This window comes from Streptomyces sp. NPDC127092, assembly GCF_042722475.1.
Classification (GTDB): Bacteria; Actinomycetota; Actinomycetes; order Streptomycetales; family Streptomycetaceae; genus Streptomyces.
In genome coordinates this window covers 20,983-43,624 of sequence record NZ_JBHXFE010000028.1, presented here as the reverse complement: position 1 = coordinate 43,624, position 22,642 = coordinate 20,983, and the positions used below count along the sequence as shown (strand labels likewise).

9 protein-coding genes are annotated in these 22,642 nt (G+C 73.8%); all 9 read left to right on the top strand.

Annotated elements, in window-relative coordinates; translation table 11 throughout:
- Window positions 1–129 precede the first annotated feature (129 nt).
- On the top strand, window positions 130–336 hold the full coding sequence (locus ACFWJO_RS22865; protein ID WP_386867811.1) for an MbtH family protein: 207 nt from the start codon (window positions 130–132) through the stop codon (window positions 334–336).
- 104 nt (window positions 337–440) lie between these two features.
- The gene (locus ACFWJO_RS22860) at window positions 441–1,745 is read left to right on the top strand and encodes an MFS transporter (RefSeq protein WP_386867809.1); all 1,305 of its coding nucleotides are present in this window, start codon (window positions 441–443) and stop codon (window positions 1,743–1,745) included.
- Window positions 1,746–1,861: 116 nt separating this feature from the next.
- Complete coding sequence (locus ACFWJO_RS22855; protein ID WP_386867807.1) at window positions 1,862–7,624, top strand: amino acid adenylation domain-containing protein; 5,763 nt, start codon at window positions 1,862–1,864, stop codon at window positions 7,622–7,624.
- A 23-nt stretch (window positions 7,625–7,647) separates the two neighbouring features.
- Window positions 7,648–15,258: an amino acid adenylation domain-containing protein gene (locus ACFWJO_RS22850; protein ID WP_386867805.1), complete on the top strand. Its 7,611-nt coding sequence runs from the start codon at window positions 7,648–7,650 to the stop codon at window positions 15,256–15,258.
- An 82-nt stretch (window positions 15,259–15,340) separates the two neighbouring features.
- The gene (locus tag ACFWJO_RS22845; protein WP_386867803.1) at window positions 15,341–15,934 is read left to right on the top strand and encodes a DUF6817 domain-containing protein; all 594 of its coding nucleotides are present in this window, start codon (window positions 15,341–15,343) and stop codon (window positions 15,932–15,934) included.
- A complete protein-coding gene (locus ACFWJO_RS22840; RefSeq protein ID WP_386867801.1) occupies window positions 15,931–19,095 on the top strand; it encodes an amino acid adenylation domain-containing protein in 3,165 nt (1,054 codons plus the stop codon). Before ACFWJO_RS22845 ends, ACFWJO_RS22840 begins: the two co-directional genes overlap by 4 nt.
- Window positions 19,089–20,108, top strand: coding sequence for a TauD/TfdA family dioxygenase (locus ACFWJO_RS22835; RefSeq protein WP_386867799.1), 1,020 nt, complete (start codon window positions 19,089–19,091; stop codon window positions 20,106–20,108). Before ACFWJO_RS22840 ends, ACFWJO_RS22835 begins: the two co-directional genes overlap by 7 nt.
- Window positions 20,105–21,388, top strand: a complete 1,284-nt coding sequence (locus ACFWJO_RS22830) for a phenylacetate--CoA ligase family protein (protein ID WP_386867797.1) — start codon at window positions 20,105–20,107, stop codon at window positions 21,386–21,388. The genes ACFWJO_RS22835 and ACFWJO_RS22830 overlap by 4 nt, the downstream gene beginning before the upstream one ends.
- Window positions 21,388–22,620, top strand: a complete 1,233-nt coding sequence (locus ACFWJO_RS22825; protein ID WP_386867795.1) for an aminotransferase class V-fold PLP-dependent enzyme — start codon at window positions 21,388–21,390, stop codon at window positions 22,618–22,620. Before ACFWJO_RS22830 ends, ACFWJO_RS22825 begins: the two co-directional genes overlap by 1 nt.
- Window positions 22,621–22,642: the final 22 nt, after the last annotated feature.

The following is a 22,642-nucleotide window of genomic DNA, read 5'->3' as shown; positions in this document are numbered from 1 at the left end:
GGCAAGAGGTTGCCAAATTCGTGCACAGCGTGGAAAGGTGCTGTCATCAGCGCGGCGACCGCAGGTCCGCAAGGGCGGGCCGGTGCCGTGCGTCGCTCCCTACCCAGGCATCCCCGAGGAGAGAACCTGATGACGGATGCGTCCGAGGGTCTCCAGGCCCCCTGTCTCGTGGTGGTGAACGGCGAAGGCCAGCACGCACTCTGGCCGGAATTCGCCCAGGTCCCCGCAGGCTGGACCGTCGTCCACGGCCCGGCCGACCGTTCCTCGTGCGTCGCCTACGTCGACGCGCACTGGACGGACATGAGGCCGCTGAGCCTGGTCGCCGCCCTGGGCTGAACGACGCCCGCACGTGCCTCGGGCCGCGCGCTCCTCCGTGCCCGACCGTCGCATCGCCGGCCGACCGGCCCGTCGACCCCTCCCGCCGAATCTGGAGGTTTGCCGTGGAGGCAACCCGTCCGCCCGGATCCGTCTTCAGGAACAGGGCGTTCGCCCTCTTCTGGGCGAGTCAATCGGTCTCCTTCCTGGGGACCCAGATCACCTATGTGGCCCTGCCCCTCACCGCGGTCGTCGTCCTCCACGCGACCCCGATGGAGGCCGGCCTGCTGGGCGCGCTCGAATCACTGCCGTTCCTGCTGTTCGGACTGTTCGTCGGCGTCCTGGTGGACCGGCGGGCCCGGCGGCCCCTCCTCATCACGGCGAACCTCGTCCGGTTCGCCGCGCTGGCCTGGATCCCCGTGGCCTACGCCCTGGACATCCTGACGATCCCGCAGCTGCTCGCCGTGACGTTCCTCGTGGGCGTGATGACGGTCTTCTTCGAGATCGCCTACATGTCCTACCTTCCGGGGCTCGTCGGACGTGACCGGCTGATGGAGGCCAACGGCAGGCTGCAGGCCTCCGCATCGACCGCCGAGGTCGCGGGCCCGGGCATCGCGGGCGGTCTCATCGGCGTCCTCAGCGCCCCCGTCGTCATCGCCATCGACGCCGTGAGCTATCTGATCTCGGCGCTCGCGCTCACCCGCATGCCGGCGGACCAGGCCCCCAAGCCCGACGCGGACGCCGAGGGCAGACAGTCGGTGTGGGCCTCGCTGCGCGAGGGTTTCGCCCTCGTCGGCCGCAACCCGCTGCTCCGCTGGTGCACCGTCGCGGTCTTCTTCCTCAGCCTGTCCTTCAGCTCGGTCATGGCCGTCTACTTCCTCTACCTCATCCGTGAGGCGGGACTCAGCTCGACGGTGGTCGGTCTGATCGTCGCCGTCGGCAGCGTCGGCGGACTCGTCGGCGCCCTGCTGTCCGAGCGGTTCATCGGCTGGCTGGGCGTCGGCCCGACGCTGATCGCCGCCGTGGCGCTGCCCGGTATCGGCTTCCTGCTCCTGGCCACCGTGGACGGGAACTCCCTCGGCGCCGCCGTGCTCGCCGCCGTCGCGACCTTCATCGGCTTCTTCGGCATCCCCGTGTGGGACGTGACCGTCATCAGCTTCCGGCAGGCGATCACTCCCGAGCACCTCCAGGGCCGGGTGAACGCGACCGTGCGCTCGCTCTCCTGGGGCACCCTCGCCCTGGGCTCCCTGATGGGCGGCGCCCTCGCCACCGCCCTGGGCCTGCGCGAGACGGTCGTGCTCTCGGCGATCGGCCTCTTCGTGCCCTCGCTGATCGTGCTGCTCTCCCCCGTGCGCCGAATGCGCCGGCTGCCCGAGGAGAGCGACGACACCCCGGCGGAGCCGAGCCCGGTCGCCGCGAACCCGTCCTGAGTCCAGACCCCTCAGGACATCTCCCTCTCGCCCGACGAGACGGAACCCCGACCCGGATCCCGGGCCGTCGGTTCCGTCTCCCGGCGAGCCATGCCTTTCGTAAGGAGGAACCCGACGTGGCGGCCAACGCATCCGAGCGGGACCGGCTCCCCGGCGAGCTCTCCGCGCCCGGGCTCCCCACCGACCGTCAGCGGCCCGCCGAGCGACGCGCGACGCGCGACGCGGTGGCGATCTCGCTCGACGGCCCGGTCGTACGGCGTCTGGACCGGGTCGCCGGCACCCTCGGGGCCGACCGCTCCGCGACCCTCACGACCGTGTTCGCGCTGCTCGTCGGCCGCTACACCGGTACGGCCGAGGTCGTCGTCGGCGTCCCCGCCCCGGCGGCCCCGGACACCCTCCTGCCGCTCAGCGCGCACGCCGACGAGGCACGCGCCTTCGCGGATCTCCTCGCCGAGGTGCACGGCGCCCTGGCGGCCCCGGCCCCTGCCTCGGACCCCGACACGTGCCCCGGACCCGTCCCGGACCCGGCGCCCCGCGCGCCGGAGGGGGACGCGCCGTTCCGTACGATGACGGGCTCCCGCGCAGCCCGCCCCGCGCCACTCGTCGAGCTCGCCCTGCTCTGGGACCCTCCGTCCCCCGACGGCACCCGGCCCGGCACCCAGCACGGCGCGCTCGTGTACGACCCCGCCCTGTTCGACCGGGCGACCGTCGAGCGGTTCGCCACCCAGTTCCTGACCCTGCTCGACTCCGCCCTGGCGGCGCCCGGTTCGCCGCTCCACGCGCTCGGACACACGACGGCCGAGGAGCGGGCGCTGCTCACTGCCTGGGGCACCGCGCCCGGCCGGACCACCGCCCGCAGTGTGGTCGAGGCGCTCCTCGACCGGTGCCGGGCGACCCCGGACGCCGTGGCCGTGGTGTTCCCGGACGCCACCCTGACGTACGGCGAACTCCGCACCCGCGCCGAGCGGATGGCGGACGCCCTGGTGGCGCGCGGGGTGCGGCCCGAGAGTACGGTCGGCCTCGCCGTAGAGCCCTCGGCGTCGCTGGTCGTCGCGATGCTCGCGGTCCAGATGGCCGGGGCGGCGTACGTGCCGCTCGACTCGGGCCACCCCGACGCCCGGCTCGCCCACATGGTCGCGGACAGCCGGGCCCGGCTGGTCATCGCCGACGGGGACGTCTCCTTCGCGGGCGAGGTCCCGGTGGTGCGGATCGGCGAGCTGGCGGAGCTGTCGGCCCCGCGGGCCCCGCGCGTGCCGCCGCACCCCGAGCAGCAGGCCTGCGTGCTCTACACCTCGGGATCGACCGGCCTCCCCAAGGGCGTCGCCATCACCCACCGCGGCGTCGTACGTCTGGTCCGCGACACCGACTACCTCGGCTGGGACCCGACCGACGTGGTGGGCCAGGTCGCCAACACCTCGTTCGACGCGGCTACTTTCGAGATCTGGGGCGCGCTGCTGAACGGCGCCCGGCTGGTGGGCGTCCCCAAGCACGAGGTCCTCTCGCCCACGGCGCTCCGCCGGCGCGTCGAGGCCGACGGCATCACGTCGATGCTGCTCACCACGGCCGTCTTCCACAAGTGCGCCGACGCCGATCCGGGCATGTTCGCGCCGCTGCGCACCCTCTTCTTCGGCGGTGAGGCCGCGGACGTCCGCCGGGTGCGCGCGGTACGGCACGCGGCGCCGGGCGTCCGCCTCGTCAACGCGTACGGCCCGACCGAGGGCACCACCATCGCGAGCCGCCACGACGTCGGCAGCCCGGCCCCGGAGGACCGGATACCGATCGGCCGGCCGATCACCGGCACCGAGCTGTACGTCCTCGACCGCCGCGGCGGACACGCCGGCGTCGGCCTGCCCGGCGAGCTGCACATCGGCGGGCCCGGCCTGGCCCGCGGCTACACCGGACGCCCCGGCCTGACCGCCGAGCGCTTCGTGCCGCACCCGTTCGGCACCGGCGAACGCCTCTACCGCACCGGGGACATCGCCCGCTGGCGCTCCGACGGCACCCTCGAATACCTCGGCCGTGCCGACTCCCAGGTGAAGATCCGCGGCGTCCGCATCGAGCCCGACGAGATCGCGAACGTGCTCCGTGACCGTCCCGGCGTACGGGAGGCGGTCGTCGTCCTGAAGGGCGAGGGCGACCGGCGGGCGCTCGCCGCCTATGTCGTCCTGGCGGACGGGGAAAGGGCCGAGCCGCGCGACCTGCGGTCGTTCGTGGCGGACCGGCTGCCCGCCGCGATGGTCCCCACCTGGTACGTGCTCCTCGACGAGCTGCCGGTGACGCCGAACGGCAAGGCCGACCTCGCCGCGCTGCCCGAGCCGGCCGAACGTGACGGCGCCCGCTCCGGGACGCACGTCCCGCCCCGCGGCGCGACCGAGAAGCTGGTCGCCCGGGTCTGGGAGGAGCTGCTCGGTCTCGACGGGCTCTCCGCGGACGACGACTTCTTCGCGCTGGGCGGTAACTCGCTGCTCGCCGCGCAGGCCGTCGGCCGGGTGGCCGCCGGACTCGGGGCAGAACTCGGCCTCCGGGACATGTTCGAGGCGGCCACGGTGTCCGCCTTCGCCCGGCGCGCCGCGGCGGCCCGTTCCGCCCGGACGGCGCTGCCCCTCGTCCCCGCGGGCCCCGCGCCCCAGCCGCTGTCCTTCGCCCAGCAGCGCCTGTGGTTCCTCGACCGGCTCGCCCCCGGCGGCCCGCTGTACAACGTGCCGCTGGCGCTGACCCTCACGGGCGATCTCGACCCGCACGCCCTGCGCGCGGCGCTGCGGGAACTGCTGCGGCGGCACGCCTCGCTGCGGACGCGTCTGACGGACACCGCGGACGGCGTCCCCGTCCAGGTCGTCGACCCGCCCGGTGACCTGCCGTGGGCGGCCGAGGACCTCGGTCACCTGCCCGCGTCCGAGCGGACCGCGGCGGCCGCTGAGCGCACTCGCGCCGAGGCCGTGCGGCCCTTCGACCTCTCCGCGGGACCGCTGGTCCGCTTCCGCCTGCTGCGGCTGGCCGAGCGGCACTCCGTGCTCCTGGTGACGATGCACCACGCCGTCTCCGACGGCTGGTCGGTCGGTGTGCTCCTGCGGGACCTCACCGCGCTGTACCGGGCCGCGCTCGACGACGGGGCCGACCCGCTGCCGCCGCTGCCGGTCCAGTACCCGGACTACGCCGTCTGGCAGCGCGCGCTCCTGGACGGTCCGGTCCGGGACGGGCAGCTCGGCTACTGGCTCGACTGCCTGGCCGACGCGCGTCCCGTCCTCGACCTGCCCACCGACCGTCCCCGCCCCGCCGCCCCGCGGCACGTCGGCGACACGGTCCCGGTACGGCTGCCGGCCGCGCTCACCGCCCGGCTCGGCGAGGTGAGCGGCCGTCTCGGCGCGACCCGGTTCATGACCCTGCTCGCCGTGTTCCAGCTGCTGCTCGGCCGGTACGCCGGGGTGCGGGACGTCAGCGTCGGCACCCCGGTGTCGGGCCGGGTCCGCCCGGAACTCGACGACCTGATCGGGTTCTTCGTGAACACCCTGGTGCTCCGCTCGCGCTGGGACGAGGAGCAGACGTTCGCCGCGTTCCTCGCCACCGTCCGGGAGGGCGCGCTGAGCGCCTTCGAGCACCAGGACGTGCCGTTCGAGCAGGTCGTGGAGGCCGTCCGGCCGCCCCGCGACCCGAGCCGCACGCCGCTGTTCCAGGTGATGATGGCGATGCAGAAGGTGCCCGGCGACGTCGCCGTCGCGCCGGGCCTGGACATGACGGTCCGCGAATCCGTCAGCCCGGTCGCGAAGTTCGACCTCACCCTGGTCTGGGAGGAGTCCTCGCTCGACTCGGGCGCCCTGCACGGTGCGATCGAGTACGACGTCGACCTCTTCGACCGGGCCACCGTGGAGCGGTTCGCGGACCACTTCACGACCCTCCTGGAATCCGCCCTCGCCGCGCCCGAAGCCCGGCTGCACGAGCTGTCACCGCTCGACGCGGCCGAGTCGGCCGCACTGGTCGGGGAGGCCCGGCCGGCCGCTGCCGGCACTCCCGGCACCCTGCTCGGCCTCCTCGACGAGGCCTCCGCGCGCTGGGCCGGGCGGACCGCGGTCAGCCAGGACGGCCGCTCGCTGAGCCACGCCGAACTGGCCGCCCGCTCGGACCGGATCGCCCACCGCCTGCGCGCCCTCGGCGTCGGGCCGGGCAGCCGCGTCGTGGTGTGCCTGGAGCGCTCCCTCGCCTGGCCGGCCGCGCTGATCGGGGTCATGAAGGCCGGTGCGGCCTATGTCCCGGTCGACGCGGGCGCCCCGCGGGACCGGCTCGACCAGGTGGTCGCGGACTCGGGGGCCGTCCTGGTCCTGGGTTCCGCCGCCACCGCCGGACGGGCCCGTGGCACCGTCCCGTCCGTCACCGTCGAGGAGGTCCTGGGCGACGGCGGGCCGGCCGGGGACGCGCGGTGCGCGGCGGACGCCGCCGACCTCCCCGCCGTCCCTCCGGCGGCCACGGCCTACGTCCTCTACACCTCGGGGACCACCGGCGTCCCCAAGGGCGTGTGCGTCAGCCAGGCCAACCTCGCCCACACGCTGGGAGCCGTCGCCGACCGCTACGGACTGCACCAGGACGACCGGGCGCTCCAGTTCGCCTCCCTCGGCTTCGACGTGGCGGCCGAGGAGCTGTTCGCCACCCTGATCCGCGGCGGACACGTCGTCCTGCTCCCGGCCGGACCGGTGCCGGGGATGGCGGAACTCATCGGCCTGGCCCGGCGGGAACGGCTGAGCGTGCTCAACCTCCCCGCCTCGTACTGGCACGAGTGGGTCGCCGTACTCGACCGCTACCCGGTCACGGACTGCCCCGAGCTGCGGCTCGTCGTGGTGGGCAGCGAGCGGGTCGACGCCGGACGGCTCGCCGAGTGGCAGGCCGCGGCGCCCGCCGGGGTGCGCTGGCTCAACGCGTACGGCCCGACGGAGACCACCATCACGGCCACGCTGCACGAACCGGCCCCCGGTGAGCCGGCCGGCGGAACGACCGTGCCGATCGGCAGGCCGCTGCCCGGCGTCCGCGCGTACGTCCTCGACGAGCGGCTGCGGCCGGTCCCGCGGGGCGTCCACGGCACTCTGTTCCTCGCCGGATCCGGGGTCGCCCAGGGCTATCTGGGAGACCCCGGGCGGACGGCCTCGGCCTTCCTGCCCGACCCCTGGGGACCGCCGGGGGAGCGCATGTACGCCACGGGCGACCGGGTCCGCGCGACCGCCGACGGAACCCTCGAGTTCCTCGGCCGCACCGACCACCAGGTGAAACTGCGCGGCTTCCGGATCGAACTCGGCGAGATCGAGGCCGCCCTGACCGCGCACCCGCGGGTCAGGGACGCGGTGGCGATGCTGCGCGAGGACGTGCCCGGCAAGCCCGTCCTGGTCGGCTACGCCGCGGTGTCCGGCACCGTCACGGACGCCGAGCTGCGCGAGCACCTCGCCCGCAGGCTGCCGGAGTACATGGTGCCCGCCGCGCTCGTCCTGATGGACGGCCTGCCGCGCGGTGAGCGCGGCAAGACCGACCGGCGCGCCCTGCCCGCGCCCGCCCGGCCGGGCGGCACCGCGCGGGCGCCGCTCCACGGCGAGACGGAACGCCTGGTGGCCGCCGTCTGGGCCGAGGTCCTGGCGGTCGGTCAGGTGGGCGCCGACGACAACTTCTTCGAGGCCGGCGGCCACTCGCTGCTCCTGCTGCGGGTGCAGGCCCGGCTGACCGAACGGCTCGGACGGCAGATCCCCGTGGTGGACCTGTTCGCCCACCCCACCGTCCGGAGCCTGGCCCGGCATCTCGCCGAAGGCGAGGAGAGCCCCGCCACGACGGGGGACGCGGGACTCCGCCGGGCCGCCGCACGCAGGGAGCACGCACGCGCACGGACACCGCGGAGGACCGCGCGGTGACGTCCGAAACCTTGGAGACAGGAATGACGAACGAGAACACGGACGAAGGCGCGGTGCCCGCCGGGGCGGTCGCCGTCGTGGGAATGGCCCTGCGATGTCCCGGGGCGGACACCCTCGACGCCTTCTGGCGGAACCTGGCCGGCGGAGTCGAGTCGATCAGCACCTTGACGGACGAGGAACTCCTCACCGCGGGCGTCACGCCCGACGAGGCCGCCCGCCCGGACTACGTGCGCAGGCTCGGCGTGCTCCCGGACATGGAGGGCTTCGACGCCGCCTTCTTCGGCTTCTCCCCGCGCGAGGCCCAGATGCTCGACCCGCAGCACCGGCTGCTGCTCGAGTGCGCCTGGGAGGCCCTGGAGCACGCCGGCAGCCCCTCGGACGGGCCGGACCTGGTCACCGGCGTCTACGCGGGCGTCGGCGAGAGCGCCTATCTGCACCGCAATTTGCTGCCGAACGGGGACCTGGTGGCCCGGGTCGGCGAGTTCCAGACCTCCCTCGGCAACGACAAGGACTTCGTGCCGACCCGGATCTCCTTCAAACTCGACCTGCGCGGTCCGAGCGTCAGCATCCAGACCGGCTGCTCGACCTCGCTCGTCGCCGTCCACACCGCGTGCCAGGCCCTGAACAGCGGCGAGTGCGACGTGGCGCTCGCCGGCGGCGCCACCGTGATCCCGCAGCGCCGCGGCTACGTCCACGAGCCCGGCGGCATCAAGTCGTCCGACGGCCACTGCCGCGCCTTCGACGCCGCCGCGGACGGCACCGTGGCCGGCAGCGGCGCCGCCGTCGTGGTGCTCAAGCGGCTGGCGGACGCCCTCGCCGACGGCGACGTTATCCACGCGGTGATCCGCGGCTCCGCCGTCAACAACGACGGGGCGCGCAAGGTCGGCTTCACCGCGCCGAGCGTCGAGGGCCAGGCCGAGGTGATCACGGAGGCCCTGGCCGTCGCCGACGTGGCGCCGTCCACCGTCTCGTACGTGGAGGCCCACGGCACCGGCACCGCGCTCGGCGACCCCATCGAAGTGGCCGCGCTCAAGCGGGTCTTCGGCGACAGGCCGGCCGGAAGCTGCGCCCTCGGCTCGGTCAAGACCAACGTCGGGCACCTGGACACGGCGGCCGGCGTCATCGGCCTCATCAAGGTGGTCCTCTCGCTCAAGGCCAGGCAGCTGCCGCCCTCGCTGCACTTCGAGCGGCCGAACCCCGCGCTCGCCCTGGACGACAGTCCGTTCCACGTCCCCACGGCCCTGACGCCGTGGCGGGGCGAGCGGCTGCGCGCGGGCGTGAGCTCCTTCGGCATCGGCGGCACCAACGCCCATGTCGTCCTGGAGGAGGCGCCCGCCCGCACCCCGCGCGCGCCGCGGGCCGAAGCCCGCGTCCGGCACGTGCTGCCGCTGTCCGCCGCCACCCCGACTGCGCTCGCCGCGTCCGCCGCCCGGCTCGCCGAGCACCTGCGGACCCACCCGCGGGAGCGCGTCGAGGACGTCGCGCACACCCTGCGGTACGGCCGCCGGCAGCTCCCGCGGCGCGGCTTCGTCCTCGCGAGCAGCGTCGCCGAGGCCGTCGAGGCGCTGGACGCCGGGCTGCTCACGGCCCACGGCACCGGCGACAAGCCCCGGGACCGCGCGACCGTCCTCGCCTTCCCCGGGCAGGGCGCCCAGCGCGCGGGCATGGCCCGTGCCGGGTACGCGCAGGAGCCGGTGTTCCGGGCGGAGGCCGACCGGGCCGCGTCCCTGCTCCTGTCGCGGACCGGCGTCGACGTCCGGCCGGTGCTCGGCCTCGACGGGCGGCTGCCCGAGGACGAGGCCGCGGTCCACGCGACCTCGCTGGCGCAGCCGGCGCTGTTCGTCCTGGAGTACGCGCTGGCGCGGCTCTGGGAGTCCTGGGGCGTGCGCCCCGTGGCGATGGTCGGGCACAGCGTGGGCGAGCTGGTGGCCGCCTGCCTCGCCGACGTGATGTCCCTGGAGGACGCGCTGCGTCTGGTCGCCGCCCGCGGCCGACTGATGCAGGCCGCGCCGGCCGGCGCGATGGCCGCCGTCCCGCTGCCGGAGAGCGAGGTCGCGGACCTGCTCGACGGCCTGGCCCTGGACCTGGCCGCCGTCAACGGGCCGCGCGAGTGCGTGGTGGCGGGGGCCGAGGAGGCCGTCGCGGCCTTCGAGGCACGGCTCGCCGAGCGCGGTGTCGTCTCCCGGCGCCTGCGGACCTCGCACGCCTTCCACTCGCGGCTCATGGAGGACGCGGCCGCCGCCTTCGCCGAGGAGGCCGCCCGGGTCGCGCTCGCGCCGCCGCGCGTCCCGTTCGTGTCGAACGTGACCGGCACCTGGATCACCGACGAGGAGGCCACCAGCCCGGCGTACTGGGCGCGGCAGATCCGTGCCACGGTGCGCTTCGACGACGCGCTGGCCGCGGTCCGCGACACTGGAGCCGTACTCCTGGAGGCCGGTCCCGGTCAGGTGCTCACGCGGCTGGCCCGCGCCGCCGGGATCGACGCGGTCGCGTCGCTGCCGGCCCCGGCCGATCCGGACGAGCCGGGTCTGCGACGGGCCGTCGGCGAACTGTGGTGCGAGGGCGTCCCGACGGACTGGGCGGCCCTGACCGGCGACGCCCGGCCGCTGCGCACCGTCCTGCCCACCTATCCCTTCGAGCGGGAGCGGTGCTGGGTCGATCCGCCGCGCGCCGCGACCGCCGGCGGCTGCGCATGCCGCCACTCCACGGTGACCGGCGAGACCGCCGCGGAGCAGGCGGCGGCCACGGAGCCCGCGCGCACCCCGCACCCGCCGCAGGACGCTCCGGTCTACACCGACCCGACCGAGCGGGAGGTCGCCGCGGTCTTCACCGACCTCCTCGGCACCGCGGCCGTCGGCCCGGAGGACGGCTTCTTCGAGCTGGGCGGTCACTCGCTGCTCGCCACGCAGCTGGTCTCCCGGGTACGCGGCCTCTTCGGCGTCGAGATCTCGCTGCGCGACTTCGTCGGGCAGCCCACGGTGCGCGGTCTGGCCGCCGCGGTCGACGCCGCCCGCGCCCGGACGCAGGACGGCGCGCCGGAGGCGCTGCCGGTCATCACACCCGACCCCGCAGCCGAGGCGGAGCCCTTCCCGCTGACCGACGTGCAGCAGGCCTACTGGATCGGCCGCACCGGCGTCTTCGACATCGGCAACGTCGGCATGCACGGCTACGAGGAGTTCGAGGCGACCGAGCTCGACCTGCCGCGGCTGGAGCGGGCGTTCCGCCGGCTGATCCGGCGCCACGGCATGCTCCGGGCGATCGTGCTGCCGCGGGGCGAGCAGCAGATCCTCGCCGAGGTCCCCGACTACGTCATCGCCACCCAGGACCTGCGCGGGCTGCCGGACGAGGAGGTGCGGGCCGCGCTGAAGGCCACCCGTGACGCCATGTCCCACCAGGTCTTCGTGCCCGAGCAGTGGCCCCTGTTCGAGCTGCGGGCCAGCCGCTTGGACGGCGACCGCACCCGGCTGCACTACAGCATTGACGGTCTGATCACCGACGCCCGCAGCTCGAACCTGCTGCTCGGCGAGCTCGCCGCGCTCTACCGCGACCCGGACGCCGAACTGCCCGAGCCCGCCCTCTCCTTCCGGGACTACGTCCTCGCCGAGCGGGGCCTGGAGGAGACCGAGCTGTACCGCCGTGCGGAGGCGTACTGGCGCGAGCGGGTACCGGACTTCGCCCCCGCCCCCGAACTGCCGCTGGCCCGCGACCCGCGCACCATCGACACGCCTCGCTTCAGCCGGGTCGGCGGGACGCTGGACAAGGAGCGCTGGGACCGGGTGAAGGCGGCGGCCGCCCGCCGCGGCATCACACCCACGGCGCTGCTGGTCTCGGCGTACAGCGAGGCCATGGCGACCTGGGCCACGAACCGCAGGTTCACCCTCAACCTCCCCATGGCCAACCGGCTTCCGCTCCACCCGGGAGTGGACGCCGTGGTCGGCGACTTCACCTCCGTGACCCTGCTCGAGGTCGACACCGCCGCCGGCGACACCTTCGCCGAGCGCACCCGCGCGGTGCGCGACCAGCTCCTCACCGACATCGACCACCGGCTCTTCAGCGGTGTCCGGGTGCTGCGCGAGATGAAGCGGGTGCGCCCCGAGGCGGCGATGCCGGCGGTCTTCACCAGTCTCTTCCTCGACCACGGCCAGGACACGGGGCTCGGCGAGGAGGTGTTCAGCATCTCCCAGACGCCGCAGGTCTGGATCGACGCCCAGGTCTTCGAGCAGGACGGCGCCCTGGTCCTGGACATCGACGCGGTCGACGAGCTGTTCCCCGAGGGGCTGGTCGCCTCGATCCACGGGGCCACGCTGGAACTGCTGCGCTGGCTGGCCGAGTCCGACGAGCACTGGGGCCTGCCGATGCCGTCACTGCTGCCGGCCGAGGAGGCGCGGCGCCGCGAGGCGTACAACCGGACGGACGGCCACCTGCCGGACGGTCTGCTCCACGAGCCGTTCTTCGCCCTCGCCGAGCGCACCCCGGACCGCCCGGCCGTGATCACCCGCTCCCGGACGCTGAGTTACGGCGAACTCGCGGGCCGCGCCGGGGTGATCGCTGCCCGCCTCACCGCGCTGGACGTCCGGCCGAACGACCTGGTCGCCGTGGTCATGGAGAAGGGCTGGGAGCAGAGCGCCGCAGTCCTCGGCATCCTGGCGTCGGGCGCGGCGTACCTGCCGGTCGACGCGGAACTGCCCGAGGAGCGCATCCGCTTCCTGCTCGAACAGGGGCAGGTCCGCGCGGTGCTGACCCAGTCGTGGGTCGCCGGGCGGATGACCGGCCCGCTGGGCCCCGACGGCACGGTGTCCGCCGTGGACGCGCTGCCGTCCGACCCCGGCCCGGAGCCGGCGGCCAGGCCCGCCACGGGTCCCGGGGACCTCGCCTACGTGATCTTCACCTCCGGTTCGACCGGTGTGCCCAAGGGCGTGATGATCAGCCACCGCGGCGCGCTCAACACGGTCGTCGATGTCAACGACCGCTTCGCGGTCGGCCCCGAGGACCGGACCCTCGCCCTGTCCTCGCTGAGCTTCGACCTGTCGGTGTACGACATCTTCGGCCCGCTGGCCGTCGGCGGCGCCGTCGTGGTCCCCGACCCGGCGGCGCACCGCGACCCGGCGGTCTGGCTGGAGCTGGTCGAGCAGGCCGGAGTCACCGTGTGGAACTCCGTACCGGCGCTGATGGAGCTGCTGGTCGAGCACATGACGGTGGGCGGGGTGACCAGCGACGCGCTGCGGCTGGTGATGCTCAGCGGCGACTGGTTCCCCGTCACCCTGCCGGAGCGCATCCGGCGCACCCTGGGAACGCCGGAGGTGGTCAGCCTCGGCGGCGCGACGGAGGCGTCCATCTGGTCGATCCTCCACCCCGTCGGCGAGGTGCCGGCGGACTGGCCGTCCATCCCGTACGGCTCCCCGATGCGCAACCAGAGCTTCCACGTCCTCGACGAGAGCTTCCGGCCGCGCCCGACCGGCGTCCCGGGCCAGCTCTACATCGGCGGTGTCGGCCTGGCCGAGGGCTATCTCCGTGACGAGGCGAAGACCGCCGCGAGCTTCGTGCGCCACCCGGTGACGGGCGAGCGGCTCTACCGGACGGGCGACCTGGGCCGGTTCCTGCCCAGCGGGGAGATCGAGTTCCTCGGCCGCGAGGACTTCCAGGTCAAGATCCAGGGCTACCGGATCGAGCTGGGCGAGATCGAGACGGCGCTGCTCCAGCACCCCGACGTGCGGGGCGCGGTGGCTGTCGTCCACGGCCGGCCGCAGGGAGCCAAGCGGCTGATCGCGTTCGTGGTCCCCGAGGAGGGCCGTCCGGTCCCGGAGGACGTACGGGAGTTCCTCGGCGCCAAGCTGCCGGGCTACATGGTGCCCGAGACCGTCCTCGCGATCCCCGAACTGCCGCTCACCGCCAACGGCAAGGTCGACCGCAAGGCCCTGGTCGTGCCGGACGAGCCGGCCGAGTCCACCGCGTACCAGCCGCCGGCCTCCGAGATCGAGCGGACCGTCGCCGAGGTGTGGGCGGAGATGCTCCAGGTCGAACGCGTCGGCCGGCAGGACCACTTCTTCGAGCTCGGCGGTGACTCGCTGACCGCCATGCGCACGGTGGTCCATCTGCGCAAGGCGCTCGACGTCGAGATCCCGATCCGGACCATCTTCGACAACCCGACGCTGGAGCGGATCGCCGGCGCGATCGACGCCGTCCGCGACGGCGCCGCCTCGCCCACCCAGGCCGGCCCGGCCCGCCGGGCCGACGACGACGCCCCGGTCCCGCTGACCGCCGCCCAGTCGCGGCTCTGGTTCCACGAGCAGCTCTCGCCCGGCAGCACCACGTACAACCTGGTCCAGCCGTTCCGGCTCACCGGTCCGCTGGACGTCACGGCCCTGCGCAGGGCGTTCGAGATCTTCGTGGACCGGCACGACGTCCTGTCGCTGACCTTCGAGGCGGCCGGGGACTCCCCGCGGCAGGTCCCGGGCTCCGGCAAGGCGCTCGACTTCCAGCTCGTCGACGTGGCCGACGACCCGGAGAAGCTGGCCCCCGAGCGGGTGATCGCCGAGGAGACCCGTACGCCGTTCGACCTGTCCGGCGGCCCGCACTTCCGGGTCCGGCTGCTGCGGGAGGGTCCGGAGCAGCACGTCCTGGTCGTGTCCGTGCACCACATCGTGTGGGACGCCTGGTCCACCTCGATCATGGTCCGCGAGATCAGCGCGCTGTACCGGAGCGGGACCGCCTCCGTCCTGCCCGAGCCCGGGGTCGGCTACGCGGACGTCGCGCTGTGGGAGGCCAGGCAGGCCGCGTCCGGCGCGTTCACCGAGCAGATCGACTTCTGGCGCCGCGAACTGGCCGGCCCGTTGCCCGTCCTGGCGCTGCCGACCGAGGGCGTGATCGAGGACTCCGAGGTGATCGAGGGCGCCCGCGCTCCGCTCACCGTCGAACCCGCGGTGGCCTCGGCCTTCCGGGAGGTCTGCACGAGCGGGCAGGCGACCACGTTCATGGGGTACCTGGCCGCCTGGCAAGTGCTGCTCCAGTGGTGGTGCCGCCAGCAGGACATCGTCGTCGGCGTGCCGGCCGGCCACCGCGCGTACCCGCAGCTGGAGAACACGATCGGGTTCCTCGTCAACAGCCTCGCGATCCGCACCCGGTTCAGCGGCGACCCGACCTTCACCGACGTGCTGAAGGAGGTCCGCGAGCGGGCCCTGGAGGCGTACGCGCACCAGGACGTGCCGTTCGACCACGTCGTCCAGGCCGTCCGGCCGGAGCGGCGGGCGGGCGAGTCGGCGCCGGTGTACCGCACCTGGTTCCTGCTCGAGGACGTCCCGCTGCCCGACTGGGACGTGCCCGGCGTGCGCGCCGAGGAGCTGGAGGCGGAGTTCCTGCTCTCCGTGCACGACATCAAGCTCACCCTGGTCGCCGGTCCGGACGGCGGCATGGAGGGCGGCATCGACTACCGCGTCGGCCTCTTCTCCGACGCCACCGTCCGCCGGCTGACCCGCTGCCTGCGCGCGCTGGTGACGCTGCTGTCCACCGAGCCGGACACCCGCCTCAGCCAGATCAACCGAACCCTGGAAGACCTGTGGGAAGGCCGCGACGAGAACCGCGCGCAGCGGTCGTGGAAGCAGGTCCGCGCGCGGCGGGCGTCCGTGCGCGAGGGATGAGGACCAGCGAGGGATGAGGACCACCCGTCCGCCGGCGCCCGCCCCGGGCGCCGGCGGCCCCGAGACAGCCGAGGAAGAATGAATGCTTGACGCAGAGCAATACCGAGACGACCTGGTGCGGTTGGGGCTGCACAAGGTCGCGCACCAGGACGAGACGCTCCTGGACCACATGTTCCGGGCGTGCACCATCCTCCAGGACATGAAGGCCGGCGAACACGTCTGCCTCGCGGGGCTCTTCCACGGTGTCTACGGCACCGAGGGACTCCACAACGACAACGTGGAGTCCATCCCCGAGGCGAAGCGCGCCGAGGTCCGGGCCTTCGTCGGGCCCCGCGTGGAGGAGATGATCTACCACTTCTCCGTCATGAACTACGCGTCGCTCGGCAAGAGCTTCCGCAACATCATGCGCCCCACGGGGCAGCCGGCCCTGAAGGACCGGCGGACCGGTGAGGACATCCCGCTCGACCGCGAGCAGTTCCTGGACCTGCTGCGGATGAAGCTCGGTGACGTCCTGGCCCACATGCCGCAGCAGGTCAGTCACTCCCATCTCAACCTCCCGGCCGAGTACGCGGGCTTCTGGCAGATCGCCGCCGAGTACCTCGGTCCGGACGCAGTCACCACGTGGAACACGTACACCAAGGGGCAGTTGTGGATCGAACCGGAGCCGAGCCGATGACGCAGACCTGGGAAGGCTTCCGTCTGTCGAAGCAGCAGCAGCACGTCCTCGGCCTCGCCGCGGGCGGACAGGCCGGTCGCAGGGTCGCCGGGGTGTCCCTCGGCGCCGCCCTCGACCTCGACGTGCTCGCCCACGCGGCGCGGGACGTCGTCACCGCGCACGAGAGCCTGCGCACCGCCTACCGCAAGGTGCTCGGCGAGAACAGCGCCGTGCTCATGGTCATCGAGGACGAGCCGCGGGTCCGCGTCTCGGAGCGCTCGGGCGACGCCGCGGCGCTCGCCGCCCTCGTCCGCGAAGAGGCCCGCACGGCGGGCACCGGAGACGAGCGGGCGGAGGCCGTCCACCTGACCGTCTTCACCGAGACCGAGACCGCCCCGGGCGCCGGCGCCGACGCCGGCACCGGCGGGCGCCGCTCGCTGCTCGTGTCGGCGCCCCGGATGAGCATGGACACGGTCTCGGCCGAGGTCTTCCTCCGGGACCTGCGCGACGCGTACACCGCGCGGCTCGCAGGCTCCGCCTGGAGCCGCGAGGACGTCGTCCAGTACGCCGACTACGCCCAGTGGCAGACCGAGGAGGGTGCGCCGAGCCCGCGCCAGCGCGAACTCGCCGCCGACCGCGCGGCCGAGCTGGCGGCCCTGCCGCCGCTGAACCTGCCGCTGGAGCTGCTCTCCGACGACACCGACCGGGCCGCCCTGGAGTGGACGGTCCCCGCACCCCTGGCCGGGCGGCTGCGCCGCCTCGGCGAGGACTGCGCGGGCGGACTGCGCAGCGTCCTGCTGACCGGCTGGACCGCCGCCCTCTGGCACGCCGCCGGCCGGCCGGAGCGCCTCGCGGTCGAGGCGCTGCTCGCGCGCCGCCCGTTCCAGGAGATGCAGAGCTCGATCGGCCTCTTCGAGACGCCCGTGCCGGTCCTCGCCTCGGTCTCCGACGGGACGACCCTCGGCGACCTGCTGCGCGCGGTCGACCTGGAGCTCGACACCTTCGAGCAGGCCGACGAGAGCGCCATGGACCCGGCCGGACAGCCCACCGCCGGCCTCCCGGGCTTCTCGTTCCACGACGCCGCCGACCTCACCGCGGGCACCGCGCCGGCCTTCACCGGCCTGTGGATCGAGCCCGCCGACGGCACCCGCAAGGTCGCCCTTGCGGCGCGCGCCGCGGACGGCGAACTCCACCTCGTCCTGCGCCACCAGACCCTCGGCATGGCCGAGGGCGGCGCCGAGGCGCTGCTCGTCTGCCTGCGGGCCACCCTGGAGGCCCTGGCCGGCGACCTCGACGCCGCCGTGCCCGCGCTGCCCATGCTGGACGAGCAGGCCGCCCGCGAGCTGGTCGAGGCCACCAACCCGGCCCGGCCGGCGGAGCGGCCCGCCGCGCACTGGCACCGGCAGGTCGAGGCGACCGCCGAGCGGACCCCGGACGCCCCGGCCCTGCGGACCGCCGTCCGCACCTGGAGCTACCGCGAGCTCGACGAGGCCGCCGACCGGCTCGCGGGCGAGCTGGCCGGCCGCGGGGTGCGCCCCGGCGCGCTGGTCGGCCTCTGCCTGGAGCGCTCGGACCTGGCGATCGTCGCGATGCTCGCGATCGCCAAGGCCGGCGCCGGCTATGTGCCGATCGACCCCCACCTGCCCGCCAAGCGGCGTTCCGCCGTCGTCGAAGCGGTCGGCTTCGCCCACGTCGTGGCGACCGCCGAGACGGCCCTGGCCCTCCCGGCGGAGTGCGACACACTCCTCCTCGACGCGGAGCTCACGGTGTGCGCCGGCCGCGCCGCCGAGCGCCTCGACGTGACGACGTCCGACGACGACCCCGCGTACGTCATCTTCACCTCGGGCTCCACCGGTACGCCGAAGGGCGTGCTGATCGGCCACGGGCAGCTCGCGGCCTACCTGGACGGCGTCCTCGACCGGCTCGGGCTCACCGGCCCGGTCAGCTCGGTCGCGCTGGGCACCCTGGGCACCGACCTCGGCAACACCGCGCTGTTCCCGCCGCTGCTCACCGGTGGCGAGCTGCTGGTCGTCGCGCCGGAGGTGTCCGCGGACGCGCAGGCGCTCGCCGAGCTGCTCTCCGCGGAGACCTACGACCTCCTCAAGATCACGCCCTCGCACTTGGAGGCCCTGTTCACCGTGGCCGAGGCGCCGGAGCGGCTGATGCCGCGCGAGGTGCTGGTCGCGGGCGGCGAGCCGTTCGGCTGGGGCTGGTACAACCTGTTCAAGGGCTACCTCGGCGACTGCCGGCTGTACAACCACTACGGTCCGACCGAGACGACGGTCGGCGTGCTCTGCGGGCCGGCCACCGACACCGACGACCTGGCCGCCCTGGCCTCCAGCGTCCCGCTCGGCACGCCGATGCGGCACGCGCGCGCCTACGTCCTCGACCCGCAGCGGCGGCCGCTGCCGGCCGGTGTCCCGGGCGAGCTGTGGATCGGCGGCTCCTCCGTGGCCCAGGGCTATCTGTCGCCGACCGAGGACCAGCGGGAGCGGTTCGCCGCCGACCCGTTCGCCGCCGACCCGTCGGCGCGGATGTACCGCACCGGTGACAAGGTGCGCCTGCTGCCCGACCACACCGTCGAGTTCCTCGGCCGCGTCGACCGCCAGATCAAGCTCCGCGGCTTCCGCGTGGAGCTCGGCGAGATCGAGGCCGTCATGCGCAAGCACCCGCGCGTGACCGGCAGCCTCGTCGTGGAGGCCGGCGAGAGCACCGGCGCCCACCTCGTCGGCTATCTGATCGACGCCGAGGGCGAGCGCGGCTCCGCGGAGTGGCTCCGCGAGTTCCTGGCCGAGCGTCTCCCGGACTTCATGCTGCCGGCCCACCTCGTGGCCCTGGACGCCTTCCCGCTGACCAGCAGCGGCAAGATCGACGCCTCGATGCTGCCCGAACCGGGCTTCTACACCCAGGGCTCCACCTCGTACACCGAGCCCCGCACCCCGACCGAGAAGGCCGTGGCCGGCATCGTGGCGCAGCTGCTGCTCCTCGGACAGGTCGGCGCCGACGACGACTTCTTCGAGATCGGCGGCCACTCGCTGCTCGCGACCCAGCTGGTCGCCCGGCTGCGCGAGGAGTTCAAGGTGAGTGTCAAGCTGCGCAACCTCTTCGAGTTCCCCGTCGTGTCGGAGCTCGCCGAGTTCATCGACCAGCTTCTGGAGAAGAAGGAGGCAGAAGCGTGTTGACCCAGACCGACAACACCGCCCCGGGCGGGCGCTTCAGCCGGACCCGGCGGTCCGTCGCGGTCAGCGGCGAGACCCTGGTCCGCACCGCCCCGCTGATCGACGGGTCGCGCGCGGTGTGCGTCACCCCCGCCGTCCCCGGCCTCGACGCACGGGCGTGGCTGTCGCACTCGGGCGGCGCCCTGGCCGGGCTGCGCGACACGCACGGCGCCGTCCTGCTCCGCGGATTCGCCCCGCTCGACGCCGCCGGCCTCGCGGAGCTCGCCACCGGCCTCGACGGGGGCCTGCGCGACTACGACAACCGCTCCACGCCGCGCCGCCGCGTCGACGGCAACGTCTTCACGTCGACCGAGTACCCGGCCGACCAGACCATCCCGCAGCACAACGAGATGTCGTACACCGACGCCTGGCCGGCGACGCTCTTCCTCACCTGCGTCGTCCCCGCCGCCACCGGCGGCGAGACGCCCGTCGCGGACAGCGCCCGCGTCCACGCCCGCCTGCCGGAGGCCACCCGGGAACGCTTCGAGCGGCACGGCGTCATGTACGTACGGAACTTCGGCCACGGCATGGACCTCAGCTGGCAGGAGGTCTTCCAGACCGAGGACCGCGCCGACGTCGACGCCTACTGCGCCCGGCACGGCATCGAGGCGGAGTGGCTGGGTGGCGAGCGGCTGCGCACCCGGCACGTGGTGCAGGCGACCCTCACGGCGCGGGCGACCGGGGAGAAGGTCTGGTTCAACCAGGCGCACCTCTTCCACGTCAGCTCGCTGCCCGAGCACGTCGAGCGCGAGCTCCGGGCGGAGTTCGCCGAGGACGAGCTGCCCCGCAACGCCCTGTACGGCGACGGCACGCCCCTGAACCCGGAGGACCTGGCTCACGTCCGGGCTGCCTACGCGGCCGAGGAGATCGCCCTGCCCTGGCAGACCGGCGACGTCATGATCGTCGACAACGAGCAGTTCTCGCACGGCCGGAACCCCTACTCCGGGGACCGCTCCGTTCTGGTGGCGATGGCATGACCGACCCGACCGTCTTCGAGGCCGTACGGGAAGAGATCGCGTACGCCTTCGACAACACCGTGTTCTTCCGCAAGCACATGGAGGCCAGCGGCCTGCTGCCCGCGGACATCCGGGAACCGGCGGACTTCCTGAAGCTGCCGCCGACCTCGAAGTCCCACTACCGGCGCAACTTCCCCGCCGGCGTGCTCGCCAAGGGATACACCCTCAACTCCCCGCACGTGATGCGCTTCCAGAGCTCCGGCACCTCCGGCGAGCGGCTGAACAGCGCCATCCTCTCGTACGACCTGGCGCGCCGGCAGGCCACCGCCCTCGGCGTCAACCGCCGCTTCGACGGGCTGTGGAGCCCCGGCAGCCGCCCGAAGATCTGCCGCTTCGCGCCGCCGAACTGCTCGGACGTCGAGTGCGCGACGGGCTTCTCGACCATGGAGGACCGGATCCTCGCGGACGGCACCCTGGTGCTGACCGTGGCCCACGACCTCCTGGCCACCCCGGAGTGGCAGATCGTCAAGGCGCTCGACGAGATCGAGCTCTACGAGCCCGACCTGCTGGTCGTGGACCCCACCCACTTCGCGTTCCTCACGCGCTGGGCACGGAAGCTCGGCCGCACCATCACCTCGCCGCGCCGACTGCACATGGTGTGCGGCTACACCCTCATGACCCGGGTGGCACGGCGCCAGATCGAGGAGTTCATGGGCCCGGAGCTGCCGATCGGCGACATGATCGGCATGTCCGAGCTCGGCTACCTCGGCTTCGAGTGCCACCTCGGCGGCCGGCACGTCAACAACCGTGACTTCCACCTGGAGTTCATCCGGGACGGCCGGCCGGTGGCCGACGGCGAGACGGGCGAGCTGTACGTCACCACGGTCGACGACGGCCTGGTGCCGCGCGTCCGCTACGCCACCGGGGACCACTTCACCCCGCTCGGCGGCCGCTGCGACTGCGGCAGCGACCTGCCGCTGGTGCGGATCGAGGGCCGGGCCACCCACATGATCCGGCTGGCGGACGGCCGGGTCGTCAGCCCGGGCGCCGTGGACGCGCTGGTCGGCGACGCCCCCGGCATCGACCTCTACAAGCTGGAGCAGGACCGGACCGGTGCGTGCACCTTCCGGTACATCCCCCACGCCGACGCGCGGCCCGAGGAGAACACCGCGCTCGTGCTCCGCCTCACCGAGGCCCTGGCCCCGAACCCCGTCCGGGTCGAGGCCGTCGACTACATCGCCGGCGAGCGCAGCGGCAAGTTCCAGCCGTGCGTCTCCCAGATATCCGCGGAAGGTGCGTGATGACCGTGCGACACAGCCACCGGGAGGACTTCCCGGCCCTGCGCCGGGAGATCGACGGGGAGCGGATCTCCTACCTGGACAACGCGGCGACGACCCTCAAGCCGGACACCGTCATCCGGGCCATCACCGACTACTACGAGACCAACGGCGCCAACATCCACCGCGGCAAGCACCGGCTGTCCGAGGAGGCGTCCGACGCCTACGAGGCGTCCCGGGTGCTGATCGCGAACCACATCGGCGCCGCGGCCAACGAGGTCGTCCTCACCCGGAACACCAGCGAGGCCCTCAACCTCGTCGCCCAGGGCCTGGACCTTGACCCGGACGCGTACATAGTCGGCTGCATGGACGCGCACCACTCCCAGATGCTGCCGTGGCGGCGGGCCGGCCGGCTCGCCCTGACCCGGGTGGACGCCGACGGCCGGCTCGACCGCGAGCACTTCCGGGAGCTGCTGCGCGGCCGGCCGAAGGTGGTCGCGCTGACCCACTGCTCCAACGTCACCGGCGTCGTCCACCCGGTGGCCGAACTGATCGCCGAGATCCGTTCCGCCACCGACGCGGTCATCGTCCTCGACGCCGCGCAGTCCCTGCCCCATCAGCGTCTGAACGTGCACGACCTGGACGTCGACTTCCTCGCCTTCTCGATGCACAAGATGCTGGGCCCCACCGGCGTGGGCGTCCTCTTCGGCCGCGGCCGCCTCCTCGCGGAGCTGCGCCCGCTGACGGTCGGCGGCGGCATGGTCGACTGGGTCGACCTCGACGGCAGCGTCGACCGGCGCACGCCCTACAAGTTCGAGGCGGGCACGCCGGCCATCGCCTCCGTCATCGGATCCGGCGCGGCCGTGCGCTACCTGGAGGCCCTGGACCCCGGGGCGCTCCACCGGCACGAGCGGGACCTGGCGGCCGCCCTCGTCAGCGGGGCGCTCACCCGCCCCGGCATCCGTCTCATCGGCCCGCCGGAGCTGACCGACCGGATCGGGCTGGTCAGCCTCCGCCTGGACCAGGGCGTCCCGACCGGCGACGTCGCCCGCATGCTGAGCGACTCGTACGGCTACATGGTGCGCAGCGGCCACATGTGCTCGCAGCCCCTGGTCACCGGCCTGGCCGACGGCGAGATCCTCCGGGTCTCCGCGTATCTGTACAACGAGGTCGCCGAGATCGAGGGCTTCTACGAGGCACTGGACGAGTTGCTCAGCTGCATCGGCCCCGCGGCGCCCGTCGGCGCGAAACGCTGACGGTGCCGGTGCCGTGCCGAGT